Genomic DNA, 22,559 nt, shown 5'->3' with positions numbered 1-22,559 from the left:
CGCAAGTTGCAGAAGCGATAAGAGCAATGCCTACCCTCAAAGAGGTTATCCGGGATTGACGGGTATAGAAACGGTAAAAGTCGTTTTGCCAGGAACCGATGCAACTTCGATTGTACCGCGATGTTTTTCAATGATTTTTCTGACAATATCAAGCCCTAAACCTGTGCCTTCTCCCGGTGGCTTAGTTGTGAAGAAAGGCTGGAATATTTTCGAGATAACTTCTTCAGGAATTCCCTTACCGCTATCCGTGACAGCCACTTTGACACGATTGCTTTCTTGAAAAACATCCAGAGTTAATGTACCTTTATTATCCATCGCTTGCAGGGCATTGTGGATGAGATTTGTCCACACCTGATTTAGTTGATCGGGGTAGCAGAGTACAGGTTCAATTTCTTGGAAGTTTCGCAATACTTCTACCCCGTGTTTCAAGTTGTTTTGATAAAGGGTAAGTACGGTTTCTATGCCGTCAACTAAATCCGATTGAATCATCACTTCTGAAGAGTCGTGTCGGGCATAATTTTTCAGAGCAAAGACGACTTTTGATGCTCGATCCGTTGCGGTATTAATTGTTTGGGTGCCTCGCTGGATTTCTGTGAGTTTGTAAGCCATGTCTAAGATTAGCTCGCGATCGGGTTTTTGCAACAGAGACATAAAGTCATCCGCTTCATAAATCCCCATATCTACTAAGGTGTCCGCGATATCATCGGCTTCGTCAATATTTTCATCTTCTAGTTGACCTACCAAAGTTCGCTTTAATTTCCTTTCTTCTTTGGCTGTCAAAGTTATATCTTTTTGCAGCGATTGATTTAATAACATGAAGAAGTTATCGGCTTCTTCGGGAGAAAACGATTGAAAAAGTTCGGGCAAGTTGGAGAGGGTTTGTCCCAAGAATTTGCTCATATTTCCGGCACTCGAACGGATCGCACCCAGCGGAGTATTTAGTTCGTGGGCAACTCCCGCTACTAATTGTCCTAAAGCAGCCATTTTTTCTGAATGAACTAACTCTTGTTGGGTGGTTTGTAGGTCTTCTAATGCTGTTCTAAGTTCTTGGGTTCTTTCGGTAACTTGAACTTCGAGAGTGCGGTTGTATTCGGCTACTAATTTTTCGGATTCTTTGCGTTGGGTAATGTCGGTAAAAGCTGCGATTGCATAATTCACCTTTCCTTTGTCATCATAAATTGGCGTTCCCCAAACTTCGAGCGGAATAGTCCTGTTTGGCTGGTGAATTTCTATATCGTCAGCATTGACACTTGCCCCTCGAAAAGCACACACTATCGGGTCTTTTTCTTGAGGGTATATTTCCCCGCTATCGGCGAGATAAATTTGATATACCTCTCCAATTTCAGCAGATTTAATATCGTCAACCATGTCTTTACCAAGCAAGGATTGAGCCCGAGAATTAACGTAGTAGGGTTTACCGCTGGGTTCTGCTACAAATATCCCCACCGGCACGGCTTCTAAAATTTGGTTGAGTCGGCTTTTACTCTCGGATAATTCAGCATTCAAACTTTGCATTTCCTCAAAAGAAAATTGCAGTTGTTGTGCCATAGTTTGAAATGAGTTAGCAAGTTCGCCAACTTCATCATTCCGGTTTATTTCTACAGTTTTCCCCCACTGACCTTTGGTAATATTTTTTGCTGCTTCATTTAAGTGTAAAATTGGTTTTGTCACCCATCTAGCTGTTAGTATACCGACAATTATAGCTGCCGCCAAAGCTGCAATACACAGCAAAACAGTAGTTTTGTTGTTGGTATTAATTTGTTCCAAGAAATCTGATTCGGGAATAATTACTACAATCAGCCAGTTCAAACCTTTGTCATCTTTTATGGGCGTAACTTGCATGAATTGTAGCTGGTCTTTAATCTTTAACCTAAGCTGTTGGTTTTGCTGAATGTTGTTGAGGTTACCAAAATGCTCTTGCAGGTATTTAGTAGTGAGGCTGATGGTGGCGTTTTGGCTGGCAGTTGCCTGAATTCTTTCTGTCTCTTCACCTTTGATTAAATATACTGGATCTTGCGTTGATGTTGTAATTAATTCACCCGATCGCTCAATAATAAACGTTTGACCAGATTTGCCAATTTTTAACTTTTGGAGGAACTCGTTAACTCGCGAAAATAGTAAGTCAGTGCCTAAAATTGCCTGCAACTGCCCCGATTCGTCGTATAACGGTTGCGCCGCTGTAATTCCCAATCCTTTGCTGGTAAAGTCGGCGTAAATTTTGCTCCAAGTTGCCGTTTGTGCTTCGGTTGCTGCTGTGTACCAGGGACGAACTCGCGGGTCAAATTTAGGTTTTACTTTAACTAAGTTCGTTGGTTCGCCGCGGTTGTTAGCAGCATAATAATTCATGTTGCCGTCTGTAAGCTCGGTGCGTTCTTGCAATAAAAAATTTCCCTCATTAGTGCGCCTCGCGGCAATAAAATCTCCGCCTGGAGTGGCAATATACGTAACGCTTACTGTGTCAAAAGTTTGCAGTTGCTTCCAGAAGTGGCGCTGTATTTGCGGAATGTTTTGCAAGTTGAGATCCCCCAGCTCAAAAGCATTGGCTTTGAATTGATTTAGTTGGTGGGGAAATGCCATGTATGCTTGGATTCTTTCGGAGATGCGATCGCTAATTTCTTCCTGCAATTTGGTAGCAACTTCGTTAACAGCTTGCTGTCCATTGCGAAATGACAAATACCCCACAACTCCGACTGCTGCGAATATTTGCACCACGAATGGAACTACCAGAACTGTTCGCAAAGGGAGGGAGCGAACTGCTTTTACCACTAATCTGCCAGCAGATTTGGTTGGTTGTAAAAATTTGATGTTTGAAGGAGTAGTCATGCTTGGAAAAACTTGTTGCTTAGAAAACACTTTCTGGATTTAATTAGTTGCACCCAACAAGTTATGATTTGTTATCCCAGCACCCTGATTGTGAATTTGGCCTTGCTGTAGTGCACGCAAGCGATTTTTGCTGTATTATAGCAAGCAAATCGTCCGGCAACAGCGATCGCCCCATCTAATACTTCTTGATTGACTTTAGTTACAGGTACTACTGTAGGTGGCCGACATCCACCTTAAAAATTTGGATGCCTACTCGCAAGCATCGCCAGACAGTATTTCCTGTTTCCTCAGTGCTGTCAAAAAAATGATGCTGTAAATACGCAGGCAGTTATCCTGGCGATCGCGCATACAGAAAAAAGCAGACATCCTTTAGATTTGCTATCACGATCGCAGTTTATTTGACAAAACGAATCAAAGGAAAACAACTGTAATTAATTTTACAACCAAATAGAGTGAATATCCGGATTATTTGGGAATTTGTTGCAGTTCCAGTCCTCGACGCAGAACTTCTAGATGTAGGGTGTGGCGTGCATCACCTTACTTGTGGCTATGAGTAGCGTGTAAAATCACTTTTTAGGCTGAGTCCTAAGTTATTAAATTGTAAATACGAGCTGATCGGCAGCTTTGCCCCCGATGGCTCGCAGGAAAAATAAATATATCCTTGCCCCCCCCTAAAGCTACAATTTTTGCTATAAAAACCAGAAAAACGTAATTATGTAAAAGGGAACTTGGGAGCGGATATCCGGATTTTGAGTGCAAAACAAACACTAAATATTCCGGATTTTTTACCTGATAGCTGAAATAAAGATATTCGTCTTTCGGAACACATACATTAGCAATTTGTCTTAATTGTTTAAGCCAATTGGCTTAAATTTTCCTTCTTCAGGTCGCTGACAACAAAAAAGTGCGATCGATCGCTCTGGGCGTGAAATCTACCTAATACAAAATAATATCGAGACTCGTGCGATGCGTGCAAGTGCGATCGCCAGACTCAAGCAAAAAATTAGCACATCTCATGGTAGAATCCTTTGTAATTGGCGATTTCACGTCGGGAAACACATCCGCCAAGCAAACAACTTCCACCGCCCAAAGCCCCCATAGTTCGATCGATAGTCTCATCGCCAGAGACGATATTTTGACCCACCAAGCCCAAAAAAAGGGCAAATACATGACTGCTGTTGTTCCTTCGTGGAATTCCCCACCAGAAAACCTGACATTAGACATCAACGAAATTCATGTTTGGCGCGTCTCTCTGGCTCAAGCGGCATCTTGCGTGCGGACTTTAGCAGAGACTCTCTCTACCGACGAACAGACAAAAGCAGAGCGTTTTCACTTTCCAAAAGATCGATCGCAATTTATTGTGACTCGCGGTGCGCTGAGAGAAATTCTGAGTCGCTACCTGCACATAAATCCCAGCCATCTAAGCTTTGAATACAACCCCTACGGCAAACCCTCTCTCATCGTCGCCCAAAGTGGAGATACCCTGCGTTTCAATTTGTCTCACTCTCACGAACTTGGGCTAATTGCCATTACCAAAAATCGAGATATTGGCGTCGATATTGAACGAATAAATCCCAACTTTCCCTGTCTAGAGATTGCTGAAAAGTTTTTTTCACCATTAGAAAACACCGTGCTGCGTTCTCTATCCAAAAATCTCCAAAACCACGCTTTTTTTGCCTGCTGGACTCGGAAAGAAGCCTACATCAAAGCAGTCGGAAAAGGATTATCTATTCCCCTGAATGAGTTTGATGTGACCCTCACACCAGGAGAACCCGCAGCACTATTAAATGTTGAACAAAACCCCGAAGAATCATCGAAATGGTCTTTAATTGAATTAATTCCCTGTTCAGATATCGTCGGGGCTGTTGCGGTTGCAGGAGATTGCTCGAAACTTCATTGTTGGCAATGGACAGCGAAGTTTTGAGCTATGATTCGTAGTGAACAATGCGAGTCCTTCTAAAAAGGTTCGCAGTGAGGACTTTAGTCCTTCTTCACCTTCAAAGAGAGGACTGAAGTCCGAAGGATCGAACAGTTATTTAGTGCAATACCTAAATGTTTGACCCAGACTTGGATGTGACGTGCGATCGCAAAGTAGTAATACTTCCCCGGAATATTAATTCAGACTTGCGATCGTAGTTTGCTCACCATCACCTCCTATAATTACTTGTGGGTTCAAGTTTTTTTAAGCCCAGATTTAATGATCTCAATTAACTCCGATTCCAACCAAGGCTTATACAAGCACGAATGAAGGTTTGCTTCCTTTTTTACCCTGGCAATAGCAGCTTCATCAGCTTGACCTGTTAGCATAACTTTCACGATTTTTGGGAATTTTTGGTGGATGCAAATCAGCAGATCGTCCCCCTTCATCCCGGGCATTAACCAATCTGATACAATCACCAGAACTTGAGACTCCTCTTCAGTAAGCTCCTCTAGCATTTCTAGAGCATCCATCGCATTTTCGGCCAGTTCATAAGAATATTCAGTACCAAAAGCTGACTTGAGTTGCACTTTGAGACTCTCCAATACAGCGATTTCATCATCAACACATAAAATTACTGGTTTAGGCATTTTACTCTTTACACTAAAAATTGTGACTTGGGAATTGGAGATTGGAAATTGGGAATTGGGAATTGGGAGAAAAAGAAAGCAGAAACAGCTACCCGTCGATCCGTAATACCAGTTTCAAGAAAGAATGCAAATGTAAGCCCGCGATTCAAACCCTGATAGTCATCAGTCATTCCCAATCTCAAATCTCAAATCTCAAATCTCAAATGGTATGACTTCAGTTTTGTGCTACTAATTCCTCGGTAAATAAACTGTAAACGTGGTTTGTCTGGGAAGTGATTTTACTTCTATTTTACCTTGATGTTTGTCAATTATTTGTTTAACAATATGCAACCCTAAACCACTACCTTCCCCTAAGGATTTTGTTGTAAAAAAAGGCTCAAATATTTTCTCTTGAATATCCAACGGTATACCTTTGCCTGTATCGGCAATAGTAATCTTTATCTGCTCACCTGCCTCAATCGCGTCAATAGTTAAAGTACCTTGATAGTCCATAGCTTGTAAAGCATTGTGGACGATATTTGTCCACACCTGATTGAGTTCGTCAGGATAGCAAAGTACAGGGGGTAGTTCTGGAAGGTTCAGCACTATATTCACTCGATTTTTGATTTGATTGTGATAGAGAGTCAACACCGTTTCGATACCATCACCTATCTTGGCTAAACTCTTATCGCTCGACGGTTGACCTCCTGTGTATTCTTTGAGAGCAAATATTATTTTTGCCGCTCTATCTGCTGCTATTGCTATGGTTTGCATACCTCTTTGCATACCGGATATTTTATAAGCACTATCTAAGATATACAAACTATCAGATCTTTTTAACAGTGGCAAAAAAGGCTCTATTTTGTCATAAATTCTCATGTCCACAATCGTATCAGCCAAATCCTCGGGTTTTGCAACTTGTTCGGAGTTAAATTGACTGATAAAAAGCCTTTTCACTTTGCGGTCTTCTTTGGCAGAGAAACTGGGTTTTTCTTGGAGCGACCTATTGATTAATGCTAAAAAAATTTCCGCTTCTTCTATAGATAAAGACTGAAATAGTGCAGGCAACTGCTGTAGAGATTGCTCTAAAAACTTAAAAATGTTCCCCGCCGAAGAGCGAATTGCTCCCAATGGAGTATTGATTTCGTGAGCAATTCCTGCGATTAATTGTCCCAACGCAGCCATTTTTTCTGAATTAATTAGTTCGTTTTGAGTAGACTTTAATTCTAGCAAAGTAGCATTCAATCTCTCATTAGTTTCCGCTAGCTCATCATTTTTAGATTGCAAATTGTTTTGCAGATTTTGTAAACTCAAGTGAGTTGCGACACGAGCCAAAACTTCTTCTACTTGAAAAGGTTTGGTAATGTAGTCTACTCCGCCGACGCCAAAAGCTTTGATTTTATCCAGTACATCGCTCAAGGCACTGATGAAGATCACGGGTATGCCGCGAGTGCGATCGTCCGCTTTGAGCTTTTCGCATACTTGATAGCCGTCGATCACCGGCATATTAATATCCAGCAAAATCAAATCCAAAGCAATGGTTTGGGCAATTGATATAGCTTGGTTTCCATCCCGTGCGGGTCTAACATTGTACCCTTGTTCTGTCAAAATCCCAGCGAGAAGGCGCAAATTAGCTGGAGTGTCGTCAACTACAAGAATATTCGCCGTTGGTGGGACTATTTGCTGGCTGCTCACGATCGCTTAAACTCTCTTGTGTTATTTTTTAGAGCTGTCAATTAAAATCACTATTTTACCGCAGTTCAACTGATTTGCCAAGATAGTCGCGACTTTCACTCAACTGATACCAGTTCAAAAAAAGAATGCGACTCTATGCAGGATCCCAACCCTCATGCCAGTCATTACGAATCTCAAATCTCAAATCGGAAAATGGAAAATCGTATGAGACTGTTCTCTGAAGAGAGGACGCTGCTAGGCACTAGACGCTCATCAACCCGCTGTATGACTGTATTTTTTGTTGCTCAACCCAGGATTTTTGAAAGGAACCTGGTTTCTCGCTCTGAGAGTAAAAAAACCGGGTTCTTGAGATAAGATTATGGACTCAAACCCAAAGCTTTCTTTCCTATTTCCGGTTCATTTATAGTTGGTAATGACCGGAATGTATTCAATTTATTATATTAAATAAAGTCAGAATTACTTTGGGGCAATATTGCGTGCATTTCGTGACAGCGTTGCAGATAATTTTGCGCCACCCTATCTAGGGGATTCTTGCGTACACAATCCGCAAACAGTTCTGCCGCTTCTTGATGTTTAGCAGCAGCGTAATTATACAGTGCTTCGACAAATACGGGTAAAGTTGCTAACTTACGCTCTTTCAATTCAGGTGGATCGGCATCAAAAACTTCGTAAATTGTCATCAAATCCGATTTACCTTTTACTCGAACACAGCCGATATTTCGGATTGAGTAACTTTTGGGATCGGTCAACTGCAAAAAAGTATTTTGAGCGATCAACATCGACACCCCGTAACTTTTCGTCATAGTTTCCAGCCGCGAGGCTAAATTCACAGCGTCGCCAATCACCGTACTGTCCATCCTGTTAGTTGACCCAACTGTTCCTAACATCAATGAACCCGTATTGATGCCAATCCCAATTTTAATAGGTGCGTAACTGCAACTCATGCGATGTTGATTGTATTCAGCGAGACTGTGCAACATAGAAATTGCAGCATTCACGGCATCGCTGGCACTCTGACCGAATAAAGCCATAATTGCATCGCCAATATATTTATCAATAAAGCCGTGATTTTTAATAATGTTTGGCTCCATTCGACTCAAATAGGAATTAATAAAATTGAAATTTTCTTGAGGTGTCAGGCTCTCAGAAAGAGCCGTAAAATCCCGAATATCGGAAAACAATATTGACATTTCCTTTTCCACGCTGTCGCCGAGTCGAACGTCGCTCAAGCTATCGTGGCTTAGCAGCGAGACAAATTCATTCGGCACAAAGCGTTTAGCAGCTTCTGTTAATTTTAATTGCTGTGACAGAGCAACTTCTAACTCCTGATTGATTTTCCGAAGTTCGGCATTTTGTTCTGCTAGTTTTTTATCCTGACTGTAGCTGTGGACGGCTTCTGTCACAGTCAATCTTAAGTCTTCAGTTTGCCAAGGTTTGCCGATGTAGCGGTAGAGTTTTGCCTGTTTGATGGCATTTCCTACCGCTTCAATAGTCGCCTGACCGGTCAGCATCACCTTGAGAGTTTTGGGGGAAATTTCGTGAACTAGCCGCAACAATTCATCGCCTTTCATGTCAGGCATCACGTAGTCCGAGATAATCAAAGGGATTTCATAGCCGTCTTCGAGCAATTCAGCAATTAACTCTAGGGCATCTTTACCTCCTTCGGCAATTTCAATCTCATAAGTATTGCCTAAAGCTTCTTTTAATTCTGTTTTAAGACTTTTCAGAATTGTTTTTTCATCGTCAACGCAAATAATGACTTGTTTGGTCATAATGATAAGGCTGTTTTAATGGTTTCGATCAACTCTGATTCCGACCAAGGTTTCTGCAAACACCGATGGAGGTTGGCTTCGTCAAAAGCCCTCTTGACTGCCTCTTCATCGGCTTGACCGGTCAGCATAATTTTTACTGTTTTTGGAAATTTTTGATGAACTCGAATCAGAAATTCATCTCCTTTCATTCCTGGCATTAACCAATCCGATACAATCAAGATAACTGAGATTTCGTCGTCAGTGAATTCATCAATTAACTCTAGAGCATCGGCGGGACTTTCTGCTATCTCGTAAAGATAAGCATTCCCAAAGGCAGATTTTAGTTGCGTTTTCAGACTTTTTAAAACTACTTTTTCGTCATCAACACACAGGATAATTGGTTTAGACATTTTTGCTAATTAACTAAGTTTTAGGAGAGATTGACAGGTAGAACAACTGTAAAAGTAGTTTGGCCTGGAACAGATTCAACTTCTATTTTACCGCGATGTTTGTCAATAATTTTTCTGACTATATCGAGACCCAGACCGCTGCCTTCTCCGGGGGGTTTTGTGGTGAAGAATGGAGCGAATATTTTGGGCATTACTTCGGATGGAATTCCGGCGCCGCTATCTGTAACACCGACTTTGATATTGTTGCCTTCCTGAAGGATATCCAGAGTTAATGTGCCTTGATTGTCCATCGCTTGCAGGGCGTTGTGAATCAGATTTGTCCATACTTGATTGAGTTGGTCTGCATAGCACATTACGGGCGGTATTGTTTGGAAATTGCGGATGACTTCGACGTTGTGTTTGAGGTTATTTTGATACAGGGTGAGTACGGTTTCTATGCCTTCGGTTATATTAGATGCAGCCATCGTTTCTGATGAGTCGTAACGGCCATAGGTTTTCAAGGCGAATACGACTTTAGAAGCGCGATCGGCTGCGGTATTGATTGTTTGGGTTCCTCGCTGGATTTCGGAGAGTTTGTAAGCCATTTCTAAGATGCGATCGCGATCGACCTTTTGCAGCAGAGACAGAAAGTCGTCAGCCTCGTAAATCCCCATATCTACCAAAGTGTCGGCGATCGCATTCGCTTCGTCAATATTTTCGTCTTCGAGTTGACTAATCAAAGCCCGCTTTAACTTCCTTTCTTCTTTAGCTGTTAAAGTCAGATCTTTTTGTAGCGAGCGATACAGTAGTGTGTTAAAACTTTCAGATTCTGCGGGGGAAAGCGACTGAAACAGTGAGGGCAAATTGGTGATGGTTTGCTCTAAAAAAGTAGTCATACTTCCGGCACTCGATCGAATTGCGCCCAGAGGAGTATTCAATTCGTGGGCAACTCCGGCGACTAATTGACCTAAAGCTGCCATTTTTTCCGATTGAATCAGCTCTTCTTGAGTGGTTTGCAGGTTGTCTAAGGCTGTTTTGAGCTCTTGGGTTCTTTCGGTGACTTGGACTTCGAGAGTGCGGTTGTATTCCGCTACCAATTTCTCGGCTTGTTTGCGCTGGGTGATATCGGCAAAAGCTGCGATCGCATAACTCACCTTTCCTTTATCATCATAAATGGGCGTTCCCCAAACCTCGATCGGAATAATCCTGTCAGACTGGCGAATTTCCATATCATCAACGTTAACGCTGGCTCCCTTAAAAGCATTAGCAAGGGGTTCTTTGTCTGCTGGATAAAGTTCGTTGGTACCTGCCAGATAAGCTTGATAAATCTCTCGAAGTTCTGACTCAGTATTAGCGATGATGCCTGTACCTAATAAATCCTGAGCGCGAGAATTAACATAGTAAGGTTTGCCACTAGACTCGGCGACAAATATACCCACCGGCACTGCTTCCAAAATTTGGTTTAATCGACTTTCACTCTCAGACAATTCGGCATTCAAAGCTTGCATTTCTGTGAAAGATACTTGAAGTTGCGCCGCCATACTATTAAATGAATTGGCAAGTTCCCCGACTTCATCGGATCGGTTGAGCGTTACACTTTTGCCCCATTCACCTTTAGCAATATTTTTGGCAGCCTCGTTCAAAGATAAAATTGGTTTTGTCACCCATCTAGCCGTAACAACGCCAACAATTATCGCGATGACAAAAGCAGCAGCGCACAACAAAATAGTCGCAGTATTGTTGGCATTAATTTGTGCCATAAAATCCGCTTCGGGAACCACCACCACAATTAACCAATCCAATCCTTTGTCATCTTGCCAAGGCAGAACTTGTAAAAATTGTTTTTTCCCCTCAACATCAAATTCTAGTGACTGCGCCGTTTTCAGAGATTGAAACTCGTTAAAATTAGCTCGTAAATATTTAGCCGTGGTTTGAGTGAAAGTATTTTTACTGTCAATTGCTTTAACTCGTTCGGCTCCGTATTCTTTGTTGATGGTATGAAACGGTCTTTCTCCTGTCGAAGTTGCGACTAACATTCCGGATCGCTCGACAATAAAAACCTGTCCAGTTTCGCCGATTTTTAAGCTTTGCAAAAACTTACCAATGGTGGACAAATTAATATTAGTTAGCAATACCCCTTGCAATTTGCCTTGTTTGTCGTAGAAAGGCATAGATGCGCCGAGATAGGCAGTAATGCCAGCCGTATTGGGATAAATCTGACTCCAGGTGGGTTTACCAGCAGCTACCGCAGCTTTGTACCAGGGGCGAGTGCGCGGGTCAAAATTAATTTTGTTGTTTAATACTGCGCCGATTTCGCCGGATTCATTGGTGGCATAGGTGCGGAAATCATAGTTACTTGCTGCTGTCGATACTCTCCAAGTCAGCGATCCGTTGTCGAGCCTTTCTGCCCCCAAGTTGTCTCTTTGTTCTAATCCTAAACCGGTAAAAGTGAGGGTGTCAAATATCTGAAGCTGCCGCCAAAAATGACGCTGTAAAACAGGTACATCTTCCAGGTTGAGGGTGCCGAGTTCGATCGCAACAGCATTGATCTGGTTGACCTGATGGGGTACAGTCAGGTAAGCACCGAGATTCTGTTGGACGCGGCTGCCTACTTCTGTCATTAGTCGATCGGCAATTTCGTTGACTGCCTTCTGTCCGTTTTTAAATGAGAGATATCCTACCAGTCCCACCGCCGCGAACAGTTGCAAGACGAAGGGAACTATCAGAACTGTTCGCAGGGTTCGGGAGCGAGCAGTTTTTGCGGCTTCGGTGGCAGTAGATGGGGTTTTGTTCACAACGTTAGTGCTGGATCTAATTAGGATCGGGATTGTTTTGAGTTCAGAAATACTTGCAGGCGGGCGACATCCACCTGCAAAAAATTGACGGCCCGCCCAAATCGCCATGCCGTATTTCGCTCTCTTTGGGATGCACAGGAGTTGAGAAACCGATTTAGCAACCAGATTCGTCGCTGTCAAACCAAGATTTGTTGTAAAAACCCGGTTTCTTTTCGTAAGTTTTATTCTGGTTATTCCGTCTTGCCAGAGTCTGCTGATTTTTGAGGTGCAACTTTTGAACAGAAGCGTGCACCGCTCGACTCTACAACATTTTTTAGTGCATGAATGAATAAATACAAACGCCTGCTTTCGATTCTACAATAAATAGAGGTAATATTGCGAGCGCTGGGTCATTTGTTGCACTTTTTAAGTCAAAGTGCCGGGAGTGCAAGCTTTGGGCTGTGGTGGTAATTTATCGATCGTACAAATTCATAGCAGAAGCCATAAGCCATAAGCCATAAGCGATCGCCTGCAAGATGCCCAATAGCAGTAAGGTGCAGACACAAGCACCCGACATACTTAGGTTTTCGATTGACGGATTTGAGCGCAAAGGACGATCGCCCTTTGCGCTCAAATTGAAACTAAGTCAACGGCTGCGAATTCACCCGCCGAATTGCCACCACCGCAGGTTTAGGTGGATTATTAACTGTTTTAAGAGGCCAATTCGATCCTACGGGCACTTTTCGAGTCTGCAAAAATTCCTTACCATCAATAGTCTTCATGGCAAAATTGCGATCGTCTGCCGCCATATCCTGCCGCATTCCGTTAATTTCTCCTGGATGCTGAATTGACAAAAACAAAGTCTTTTCATCCTCAGTAAAAAACGGCCCAGTAGTTTCGCACTCCATCGGCCCAATTCCAAACAAAAAAGCCTCCCCAGCATTGGGGCCAGAAGCCGGCAAAAACCAAATTGCATTGTTACCATACAAACCGCGCAAATTAGATTGGCTAATCGGTTTCCCATCTTTATCAACTCGGCCCGCAGCAACAGGTGCATTCAGTTTGTCAGAAGACATATCATTTACCATCCAAACATTGCCACCCTTGTCAATCAGTAAATTATCTGGATTAGAAAAACCCAATCCGCCCGAAGCCGGTTCGCCACCCGTCGCAAACATTTTCCACTGAAAAGTCATTGCAGATGGCTCGTTACCCTCTTCAACTAAGCGCATAATCCAGCCGTATTCGTAAGATTTGCCGTCCTTCCCTTGAAAAATTCGCAAATCCGGCCCGCCGTCGCTATCGCTGGCAGAACCGGAAGTAAAGGTAATGTAGAGAGAACCATCAGGAGCAATTTCAGTGTCTTCGGGACGAGCAGTGCAAGTAGCTCCTGCCGCACTTGCGGCATAATGAGCATCAATTAAAATTGCACCTTGTTTTTCCTTAGCTGTGCCTTCGTAGAGGTCATTTAAAGTCTTGAATTTTTGTTTAAAAGCAACTGCTTCTGCATCTTTTTCGACTTTGACAAAACCGCCTGCGGGACGCAGCGGCAAATTAATCATTCCGCCTCCATGAAGGCTAGGCAAATCTGGATTGACAGGCGTGTCAGTTTTTAATGGAATCCACCTACCGGTGCCGTCAGCGTTAAACTTGGCAGCATAAAGCATTCCGTCTGTCAATAGCTGGGAATTAGCTTTATCTTTGGGGTTTTTAACTGCGTTTTTGCTGACGAATTTGTAAATATGTCCGCTGCGCCGATCGCACCCCGAGTAAAATGCTAATGGTTTTCCGGCTACTACGCGAATGCCTACAGCTTCGTGGCGGCAGCGTCCCAGCCAAGTGTGTTTGGTGCCGTAGTCCTTGGGGTTAGCCGGATCTACTTCTACCATCCAGCCGTATTTATTACCCGCCAAGCCGAAGACATTCCCTAAACCGCCAATTTCTTCCTTATCTATGTAGAAATTTTTATTGCTTGGATCGAAGGATGTACCGTCTGCAAACACAGGTTCCGGTACGAAATTCTGGATGTTTTCTTCCGCACTAAAAACCGTTCCCCAAGGCGTAGTCCCGCCCGCACAGTTATTAAAAGTGCCGATGATTTTTGCGCCCAACTTGTCCGAGTAGCCTTTACCTTTTTTGTTGAACACGGCTACCGCCGGGCCGGTGGATTTGAGGTAGCGCCCGTCTTCTAGGCCGGAAATACCCGTAATTCGGCGATCGGCTGGAGAATGCGTTCTTACCCATTTGCCATCATCATTTATTTTGATAGAAATTACCCCGATTCCCACCTCAATTAAAGCTGCTTTTGACACTTCCGCAACCATTTTTTTTGTCTGGTCTTTTTCCGACGCAGAAAAGGCATTGACTCCCACTTTTCCGGCGGAGGTAGCTGCCGCTTCTAACTTAGCAAAAGGCAGAGATTTCCCAATAACTTTTTGATAAGTTTGTATCCAGGGCTTGGCACTGATGTACTCGAAATTAACAGTTAGCAATCCCTGATTTTTGCCAGTTTCTACAAAGGAGAGATAGTCATTGTTGTAGCCGAAGTGAGAATCGCCCACTTTGTCTCCCCAAGCAGCTACGATATCGTAGGTAAAGCCTTCTGGAAGCAGGAGGTCGTCGGCTACTTCGTAAGCGCTGTAAGCTTGCATTTGCTGCTGGGTGGACGCACTGCTAATGGGGATGAATTGTCCAGTTTCTGTTAAGGTGCTGCTGGTTAGTAAAGGCATCGGCCCTTTGACTGGTTGGAAGTTTATGCCTCGTGCCATATTATCCACACTCTTGGCAGAGTTAACTGGCGGTGAGAAGGGCATGGCAAATTTTTGTTGGCAAGAATTGAGTGCAACACTACCGCCCGTTGCACCCAAGAAAAGTAGGAATTATCGACGCTTGATAGTCATAGGTAAAAAAATGGTTAAGGACTAATTATCCGCAGACTATAAACTCAATTGACGGTCATTTTTTTGAAAGGTATGTTGTTGGGCTTTAGCCCCGTTTATCTATACGTCTCAAGAGGGCTGAAGCCCAACAACGTACCTATGCACTCGAACACTAATCTCTAGCTTTTTGTAACACAATTTGCTGGACTTAAGAATATATTCCAATTTAATAAAGGTATGTAGTTGGGCTTTAGCCCCGTTTATCTATACGTCTCAAGAGGGCTGAAGCCCAACAACGTACCTCATCAATAATTGCCCCATACATACAAATAAGGACACAACATTGTTGTATCCCTACCTACGTCATATTTAACTCGAACTTGTAACCATACAACAGATTAAAACAATCAACCAAATCGATAGCCGAACCCCCGTACTGTAATGATATATTCCGGTTGACCCGGATCGATTTCCAACTTTTCGCGCAGCCAGCGGATGTGAACATCTACTGTTTTGCTGTCTCCGATAAAATCTTGACCCCAAATTTTTTCCAGCAACTGATCGCGAGACCAAACTCGCCGGGGATTACTCATAAATAGTTCTAGTAAGCGAAACTGTTTAGGAGAAAATTTTACTTCAATACCGTGAACCAAGACGCGGCACTCTTCAGGATACAGAGTTATGTTCTTATATTGCAGCATCATCGGTTGTGGCAACTGACCGAGGCGCTGGCGCCGCATCAGTGCCCGACACCGGGCGATAAACTCCCGCATTCCAAAAGGCTTGGTGAGATAATCATCCGATCCGGCTTCTAGATAAAAAGCGCAGTTGTTTGCACTTCCTCTAGCACCGATAATCAAAATAGGAACGGGATTTCCTTGATGTCGTAACATTCGACACAGATCTAAACCATTAATTGAGTCCATAATTAATAGGTTGAAACCGAATTCACCGTGGTATGACGAGGAAGCTTGCACAGAAGGCAGAGCGTTGCGCCCGTCGCTAGTAACCACCACCTCATAGCCCTGTTCTTTCAGAGCTAAAGCTAGCATTTCCCGCAACAGGTCTTCACCTTCGAGTAACAAAATGCGGCCGGCTTGTCCAACAGCCAGCCTTGAAGGACTTTCGCTTAATTCAGCAGAAGACATAAATATCAGTGGGAGTTGTGTTTGTATGTGGCTAGCGGGAGGTGCCTTCTTCAGTAGCTGAGGCACTCTAGCGCTGCGATCGCTTTTTATGAACGATCGACTATTCAATCACTTATAATCTTTCGCCAGTCCATCCGACAGACATACGCTCGACTATTTCTACTTGCTCGTGCAAGAAATATAGCCGTTGAGCAGTTGCGATAGCTGCGCTGTCTGCCTCCGTCCAGGCGTTAGAAGCCTGGTCATTGTTCGGGGTCGGTATTACTTGGTAAAACATTGCCCGCTTTTAATTGACCAGGTTACACCCAATCTATAGGGAGATGGCTTTATCGTACAGGCAAAAGGTTATCAAAAGGTAAAGTTTTAGTAAATAAATGGTTAATTTATTAAAGATGAGTAATGTTGTTCTTAAAGTTTAACCGAACCCTACAGCTTTGGTTGAAGATACAATCTCGATCGGATTTACGCTCGAAAACTTGGTAACTGGAAAAATATTGGGCTAAATTAACGATTAATCTGGCAATCTGACGGGTTTTTGAGGAATAGTGTTTTGTGGGTTGGACGCGAGCTTGGTGGGTTGGACGCGAGCTTGGTGGGTTGGACGCGAGCTTGGTGGGTTGGACGCGAGCGGGGACGCTCGCACTAAAAGCAGATCGCCCTACAACTGACCCAGGCCCGCTACGATCGACAATACGAAGTAAAAATTCTGTAGATTGCCTATAATGTTGCTGCATTTGAGTACCTGGCCCGAGGTTGAAGCTTATCTTGAGAGCTCCCGAGGCATAATTATCCCGATCGGCTCCACCGAACAACACGGGCCCACCGGTTTAATCGGAACTGACGCGATTACTGCTGGTGCGATCGCCCAGAGTGTCGGAGAAGCAGCCAATGCCTTAGTCGGCCCGACAATTAATGTCGGCATGGCTTTGCACCACACCAGCTTTCCCGGTAGCATCAGCCTCCGACCGCAGACCCTAATTCTCGTAATCAGAGATTATATCACATCTTTAGCAAAAGCTGGATTTGAGAAATATTTCTTTATTAACGGTCACGGCGGCAATATTGCCACGATGAAAGCAGCATTTTCCGAGACATACGCGCATTTGTCTGATTTGAATCTAGCAAATGCCGATCGAATCCAGTGTCAAATCGGCAACTGGTTCATGTGCGGTTCAGTCTACAAACTCGCCAAAGAATTGTACGGAAACCAAGAAGGTTCCCACGCCACCCCCAGCGAAGTTGCTGTAACCCAGTACCTTTATCCAGAAGCAATCAAGCAAGCACCGCTTTCGGAAGAAGTTGGATCTGGGCACAAAATTTATAGTGCTGCTGACTTCCGCCGCCGATTTCCCGACGGGAGAATGGGTTCAAATCCTGCCTTAGCAACTCCCGAACATGGCCAACAATTTCACGATTTAGCAGTCAAAGAATTGACTAACAATTATTTGGAGTTTTTAAACTCAGATTAACAATTGCGTGAACTTGATAAATCTGGTTTCGATCCGAAGCCAGATATCCCTAAATCTCGCTTAAAAAGCAGGGCGGTTTTATAGAAGTTACGTTGTTGGGCTTTAGCCCAAAGGTACGTTGTTGGGCTTTAGCCCAAAGGTACGTTGTTGGGCTTTAGCCCTCTTTATATATATGTCTAAAGAGGGCTGAAGCCCAACAACATACCTTAGACACGAATGCTAGGCAGCAGCTTCCTCTTCAGCTTCAGCTTCAGGTGCATCTGGGACATCTTGCTTGATCGTCAAATAGCGAATCACCTCTTCGCTCAGACGCATCGCGCGTTCCATAGGAAAAATTGCAGCGCCCGGAGCTGTATAGTTCATTTGAACGTATACCCCGTCGCGGTGCTTGCCGATTTCGTAAGCCAAGCGACGCTTGCCGCGGTGCTGAGTTTCGATATTTTCAGCACCTTGATCGCGCAAAATTGTTTGATATTTCGCGATCGCCTGGTCAGTCATTTCTTCACCCAAGTCAGGGCGCAGAATGTACATTGTTTCGTAAATAAACGGTTTCATGGCAATAATTCCCTTATGGACAACAAGGCTTCTCATGAAGCAAGGACTTATCATCATATACCAACTATGAACAATCTCAAAACTAAAAAATCAAATTCCCCAAACCGCAGTCGATCGTCGTGGAGTACGCTGTGGATCTATGGGATGATGAGCGCGATCGCACTTTTAATGCTCTTCCCCTTGCTGTGGCTGCTCAGTACATCCCTCAAGTCCCCCAGCGAAAACATCTTTCAATATCCCCCGCAACTGTGGCCGCAACAGCCAACCCTCGAAAACTTCATCAAAGTGTGGCAAACCAACCCCTTCGGGCGCTACCTGTTCAACAGCACCCTGATTGCAGGCCTCACAGTCAGCATCAATGTTTTGTTTTGCGCGCTTGCGGCTTACCCCTTAGCCAGACTTAACTTTCGCGGCCGCGAAGCCATTTTAATTACAATTATTTCCACAATCATGATACCCTTCCAAATAGTCATGATTCCGCTGTACATTTTGACAGTACAACTCGGATTAAAAAATAGCTATTTAGGCGTAATATTTCCCGGACTAGCCTCAGCCTTCGGCATATTTTTATTGCGGCAAGCATTCCTAGCAGTTCCCAAGGAATTAGAAGAAGCCGCCCGCATCGACGGCTGCACCGAATTAGGCATTTGGTGGCACGTGATGATTCCGGCAATTAAGCCGGCTTTAGTTACTTTAGGAATTTTTGTATTTATCGGTTCTTGGAGCGACTTTTTGTGGCCGCTGCTAGTTTTAGACAGACCCGAATATTACACGTTACCTTTAGGTGTAGCGAATTTAGCTGGAACATTTTCTTTGGATTGGCGTTTGGTGGCGGCGGGTTCGATTATTTCCATTATTCCAGTTTTAGGACTGTTTTTGCTGTTGCAAAAATACATTGTGCCGACAGAAACTGCCGCCGGAGTCAAGGGATAGAATTACGGAATTGGGCATTGGGCATTGGGCATTGGGCATTGGGCATTGTTAGTCTAAAATTCTTCCTTCTTCCTTCTTCCTTCTTCATACAACTCACAAAATTTATTTTTTATGTACGAACTGCCAGAGATCCGGGGGATTGTTGACCGCGCTGCGATCGTAGATACGATCGTAGGCTTTGCAAATGCGATCGACGCCAAAGACTGGGAGAAATTGCGATCGCACCTAGCGGACGAAATAGATATCGACTATTCTGACTTTCGGGGTGAAAATCCCAGACGAATAACCGCAGAAGAATATATAAAACAGCGGGTAGAGGGACTTGCAGGTTTGCTAACGCTGCACGTCAGCACGAATCATGAAGTAACTATTCATCACAATACAGCCAAATGTCAGTCTGCATACCAAATTTATCGACTTGACCCCAGTCGCCAAGCTGGAGAGAATCGGCTGGATACAGCAGGAAACTATTTTCACTCTTTGATTCAAACAACAGACGGACATTGGCTGATTGACGGAATCAAGCAAACTGTAGTAATTGTCAGCGGCAATCCTCAGGTTCACGGTGCTCTTCGCGCTACATATTAAACCATTTTAGATTTTAGATTTGGGGATGATTTAACCTTAAATAGGTTCGTAGTGAGGACTTCAGTCCGCATAAAATCAGAGGACTGAAGTCCTCACTACGAACCTAATAACGGTATTTTTACTATAGTAAATCTCTCCAAAAATCTAACTTGCAAGTCTCTACCTCGGAGTAAAAACTGCACTAGGATAAGCAATCCGCTTGTGATTGAACTGTTCCCAAACCCGCACAAAAATCTCCGCAATTAAAGACATATTCTCCCGAGTCAAACCCGAATCCAGTAACTGATTATCCTGCCAGCGCGCCCGCAAAATCCGATTAACCATATTCAAAGCTTCCTCATGAGTGGCATCCTTGAGCGATCGCAAAGCAGCCTCACAAGAATCCGCCAACATCAAAATTCCAGTTTCCCGCGACTGCGGAATCGGCCCGTCGTAGCGAAAATCCTGCTCCCTCACTTCCCGGTTTTCGATTGCTAACTTTGAATTGTCCGCAGCAGCCAAAGTAATATTTAAATTTTCAGGTTCTTTTGCAGCAATTTGCTGCGCTTGATGGTAGAAATAAGCAATTAACATTGTGCCTTGATGTTCAGGAATAAACGCCTGAATCGCCTTCGGCAATCGATGCTTGCGCGCCATCACCATCCCCTCAGTAACGTGCTTTTTAATAATTTCGGCGCTCGCCCAAGGGTTATTAATTTCATCGTGTTTGTTGCCCCCGCCCATTTGATTTTCGCAAAATCCGCTTGGGTCGTGCATTTTTCCAATATCGTGGTATAGCGTACCAGCTCTAACTAACTCAACATTGCAGCCGAGTTCCCTCGCCGCAGCCTCCGCCAAACTAGCCACAAATAGCGTGTGCTGAAAAGTCCCCGGAGCTTCGGCAGCCAACCTCTTTAACAGCGGGCGGTTGGGATTGGCAAGTTCCGCTAGCCGGATCGGGGTAATCAAGTCGAAAACGTGTTCTAAATAAGGGCTGATGCCGATCGCCACCACGCTCCAAGCCAAACCAGCCAAACTTTGGCAACCCACCGTACCGAGTACGACGTACCAAATCGCACCGGCAGCAGCGCTAGCAATCAAAGTCCCCACCAGATAGACGCTGCCCTGAGTCAAGCCGACAGCCACGCCCAGAAGAGCCAATTCCTCGCGCGATCGCAACCGCCCGGCCATAAAAGCGCCCAGCAATCCCCCCGCCGCGCTAGCCACCAAATGAATCAACTCTACATCCAAGCCAATGGGTAGCAGCGCCGACAGCAGCCCCACCACAGTCACTCCCACCGCCGAACCGTAGAAGCCGCCTGCTAAAATCCCGATCGCGGGTAAAGTCGTCCAAGGCAGCCCCAAACTCACCAGCACCGGCGCGCTCAAAGTCAGCAGCAGCAACAGCAAATGATCTCTCCGGCGCAAGCGGTAGTGCCTTTCTACCAGCAACACGATCGCAATAGCCCCCGCGACTAAACAAACAAAACCCGCCAGCCCCAACCAATTTACACCCCGCCGGCTCAAACCAAAATAGTCCAGCAATACAAAATCTTGCTGCGCGATAAGTTTTCCTTCTGCAACAATAATATCGCCCTTCTCTACGGCGATCGTCACCGGTTTCACCTTTTGCGCGGCCAATTCCGCTAGCTGTTTGGTTTCCTCGGGATCTCTCACCAGATTTGGCTGCAAAATCGCACTTAAAGCCTCAACCGCCAAAGCTTGGGACTCTAACGGCACTTCGTCTGCGACTTGCAGCTTCACAGCTTCTTTCAAAATCTCTTTTGGTAACCCCTGCGGGATACCTTGAGCCAGCATCATTTTTGCCACCCGACTCATACCCGTTTGGGTTTTCTCCCAAGCTGCATCCGACAAATCAAACAGGGAAGTATCATAAATCTTTCGGAGCGCGGAAACCGACGGTTTTTCAAGCGCCTCCACAGCATTGGCATAGCGCCCGCGAGCCTCGGAAATACTATCTGTCAGGCTTTGAAAATCTGCTGCTCCGACCGATCGGCTGTAAGCTTGCAGTTGAGCAATCGCATCTTGCTGAGACTTGTTATCCGTCGGTGCAGCAATTGCCGGGGAATTCAAATTCAACCGCTCAAAATTTGCACTGTTGTCCCCTGCTTGCGCCAAAATCGATCGCCACTCCCACTCCGGACACCCCCTCAAGTAAACCTGAGCCGCATTTGAGAGCGCCGAGGGCGGCGCAAATGGAAACGGGCTTACCGCCCGCCGGAGTTGGCTCCCCTGTTGCCAAAATTGTTGCAATTCTCGCTCGATTTGTCGATCGACCGCGCGATCGAGCATTAATATCGGTACAGCCCCGATTCGTGCTGATGAACGGTGTTCTTCAGTAGTTTTGTGATCGGGGATGCTAACACTAGCAGGAGCCTTAATCGTCTGAGGAGCTTTCGTCCCCACATCCAATTTCGGCTGGTTGTAGAAGCGGTGGCCAAGAGTGCTGCTGAGCGAAACTACTGCTACCAGGGCCAACATCGGGGAACGAGCCTGATTTTTGAGGCTAGATTTTGAGGTTTTACTTGTCAATCTAATGAAAGTCTCGGGCCCAGGCCATTTCTGGGGCAAAAAACGGCTCAGGAGAGGCCCGCCAGGGCGATCGGCATCTGTTTTACTGTCACCATTTTGCACTTGAGCAATGTGTTGGCGCAGCGAGCGCGTAGCCCCTAGCTGCTCAATCTGTCGCATTAATGAGGAGAGCGTATTCATTTGTGTCGAAGATATATCACTGTTACTCAGCAGCTTTGTCAGAAATTCTGACTGTGCATCTTGATTGAGTTTATCCGAACTACCGTACCTGAATATTCAAAACTAGCAGGCTAACTTACCGGACTCTCGACAGCCGTTCGATTTCCTAAGTGTCGCCAACAACGCCAGCAGTGTCCTCAAGCTTCTGCTGCTTATTTCCTGCCCTTGTCTATCTCAAACAGCTCTCGTGCGGTGTGGCTAAAAACCCGCTTTCTCGGTCGATTCCTAGTTTCCCAATCCTATATTTTCCTAGAAAT

14 protein-coding genes are annotated in these 22,559 nt (G+C 44.7%); 4 read left to right on the top strand and 10 right to left on the bottom strand.

From position 1 onward, the window contains the following. Nucleotides 1-45 precede the first annotated feature (45 nt). Complete coding sequence (locus JGK36_RS08205) at nt 46-2,823, bottom strand: ATP-binding protein (protein WP_293196682.1); 2,778 nt, start codon at nt 2,821-2,823, stop codon at nt 46-48. A gap of 1,015 nt (nt 2,824-3,838) precedes the next feature. On the opposite strand from JGK36_RS08205, the gene JGK36_RS08200 reads away from it, so the two are divergent. After that, on the top strand, nt 3,839-4,747 hold the full coding sequence (locus JGK36_RS08200) for a 4'-phosphopantetheinyl transferase superfamily protein (RefSeq protein WP_293196681.1): 909 nt from the start codon (nt 3,839-3,841) through the stop codon (nt 4,745-4,747). A 248-nt stretch (nt 4,748-4,995) separates the two neighbouring features. Here the strand turns inward: JGK36_RS08200 and JGK36_RS08195 are convergent, their stop codons facing one another. The 7 genes from JGK36_RS08195 to JGK36_RS08165 form a co-directional block, all read right to left on the bottom strand. Beyond that, nucleotides 4,996-5,391, bottom strand: coding sequence for a response regulator (locus JGK36_RS08195; protein ID WP_293178050.1), 396 nt, complete (start codon nt 5,389-5,391; stop codon nt 4,996-4,998). 228 nt (nt 5,392-5,619) lie between these two features. Beyond that, a complete protein-coding gene (locus JGK36_RS08190; protein WP_293178047.1) occupies nt 5,620-7,065 on the bottom strand; it encodes a response regulator in 1,446 nt (481 codons plus the stop codon). Nucleotides 7,066-7,505: 440 nt separating this feature from the next. Continuing rightward, on the bottom strand, nt 7,506-8,837 hold the full coding sequence (locus JGK36_RS08185; protein WP_293178044.1) for an adenylate/guanylate cyclase domain-containing protein: 1,332 nt from the start codon (nt 8,835-8,837) through the stop codon (nt 7,506-7,508). Further along, a complete protein-coding gene (locus JGK36_RS08180; protein ID WP_293146959.1) occupies nt 8,834-9,226 on the bottom strand; it encodes a response regulator in 393 nt (130 codons plus the stop codon). Before JGK36_RS08180 ends, JGK36_RS08185 begins: the two co-directional genes overlap by 4 nt. A 20-nt stretch (nt 9,227-9,246) precedes the next feature. Further along, nucleotides 9,247-12,180 carry an ATP-binding protein gene (locus tag JGK36_RS08175; RefSeq protein WP_293196680.1) on the bottom strand — a complete coding sequence of 978 codons (2,934 nt, stop codon included), beginning with the start codon at nt 12,178-12,180 and terminating at the stop codon, nt 9,247-9,249. A gap of 440 nt (nt 12,181-12,620) precedes the next feature. After that, a complete protein-coding gene (locus tag JGK36_RS08170) occupies nt 12,621-14,792 on the bottom strand; it encodes an alkaline phosphatase PhoX (RefSeq protein WP_366516545.1) in 2,172 nt (723 codons plus the stop codon). A gap of 473 nt (nt 14,793-15,265) precedes the next feature. Then, complete coding sequence (locus JGK36_RS08165; protein ID WP_293178035.1) at nt 15,266-16,006, bottom strand: response regulator transcription factor; 741 nt, start codon at nt 16,004-16,006, stop codon at nt 15,266-15,268. A gap of 722 nt (nt 16,007-16,728) precedes the next feature. Here JGK36_RS08165 and JGK36_RS08160 point away from each other — a divergent pair. Further along, on the top strand, nt 16,729-17,475 hold the full coding sequence (locus tag JGK36_RS08160) for a creatininase family protein (RefSeq protein WP_293178029.1): 747 nt from the start codon (nt 16,729-16,731) through the stop codon (nt 17,473-17,475). Nucleotides 17,476-17,694: 219 nt separating this feature from the next. Here JGK36_RS08160 and rpsF read toward each other — a convergent pair whose 3' ends face one another. Then, complete coding sequence (gene rpsF / locus JGK36_RS08155) at nt 17,695-18,030, bottom strand: 30S ribosomal protein S6 (protein ID WP_293146945.1); 336 nt, start codon at nt 18,028-18,030, stop codon at nt 17,695-17,697. 66 nt (nt 18,031-18,096) lie between these two features. Between rpsF and JGK36_RS08150 the strand changes: the two genes are divergently transcribed. Beyond that, complete coding sequence (locus tag JGK36_RS08150; RefSeq protein WP_293196677.1) at nt 18,097-18,963, top strand: carbohydrate ABC transporter permease; 867 nt, start codon at nt 18,097-18,099, stop codon at nt 18,961-18,963. Between the two features lie 111 nt (nt 18,964-19,074). Continuing rightward, the gene (locus tag JGK36_RS08145; protein WP_293196676.1) at nt 19,075-19,551 is read left to right on the top strand and encodes a nuclear transport factor 2 family protein; all 477 of its coding nucleotides are present in this window, start codon (nt 19,075-19,077) and stop codon (nt 19,549-19,551) included. Nucleotides 19,552-19,710: 159 nt separating this feature from the next. Here JGK36_RS08145 and JGK36_RS08140 read toward each other — a convergent pair whose 3' ends face one another. After that, nucleotides 19,711-22,263 carry an HDIG domain-containing metalloprotein gene (locus tag JGK36_RS08140; RefSeq protein ID WP_293178026.1) on the bottom strand — a complete coding sequence of 851 codons (2,553 nt, stop codon included), beginning with the start codon at nt 22,261-22,263 and terminating at the stop codon, nt 19,711-19,713. Between the last annotated feature and the right edge of the window lie 296 nt (nt 22,264-22,559).

The sequence above is a fragment of the Microcoleus sp. PH2017_35_SFW_U_B genome, from assembly GCF_020737865.1.
GTDB lineage: Bacteria > Cyanobacteriota > Cyanobacteriia > Cyanobacteriales > Microcoleaceae > Microcoleus.
This window is presented reverse-complemented; position numbering and strand designations above follow the sequence as displayed.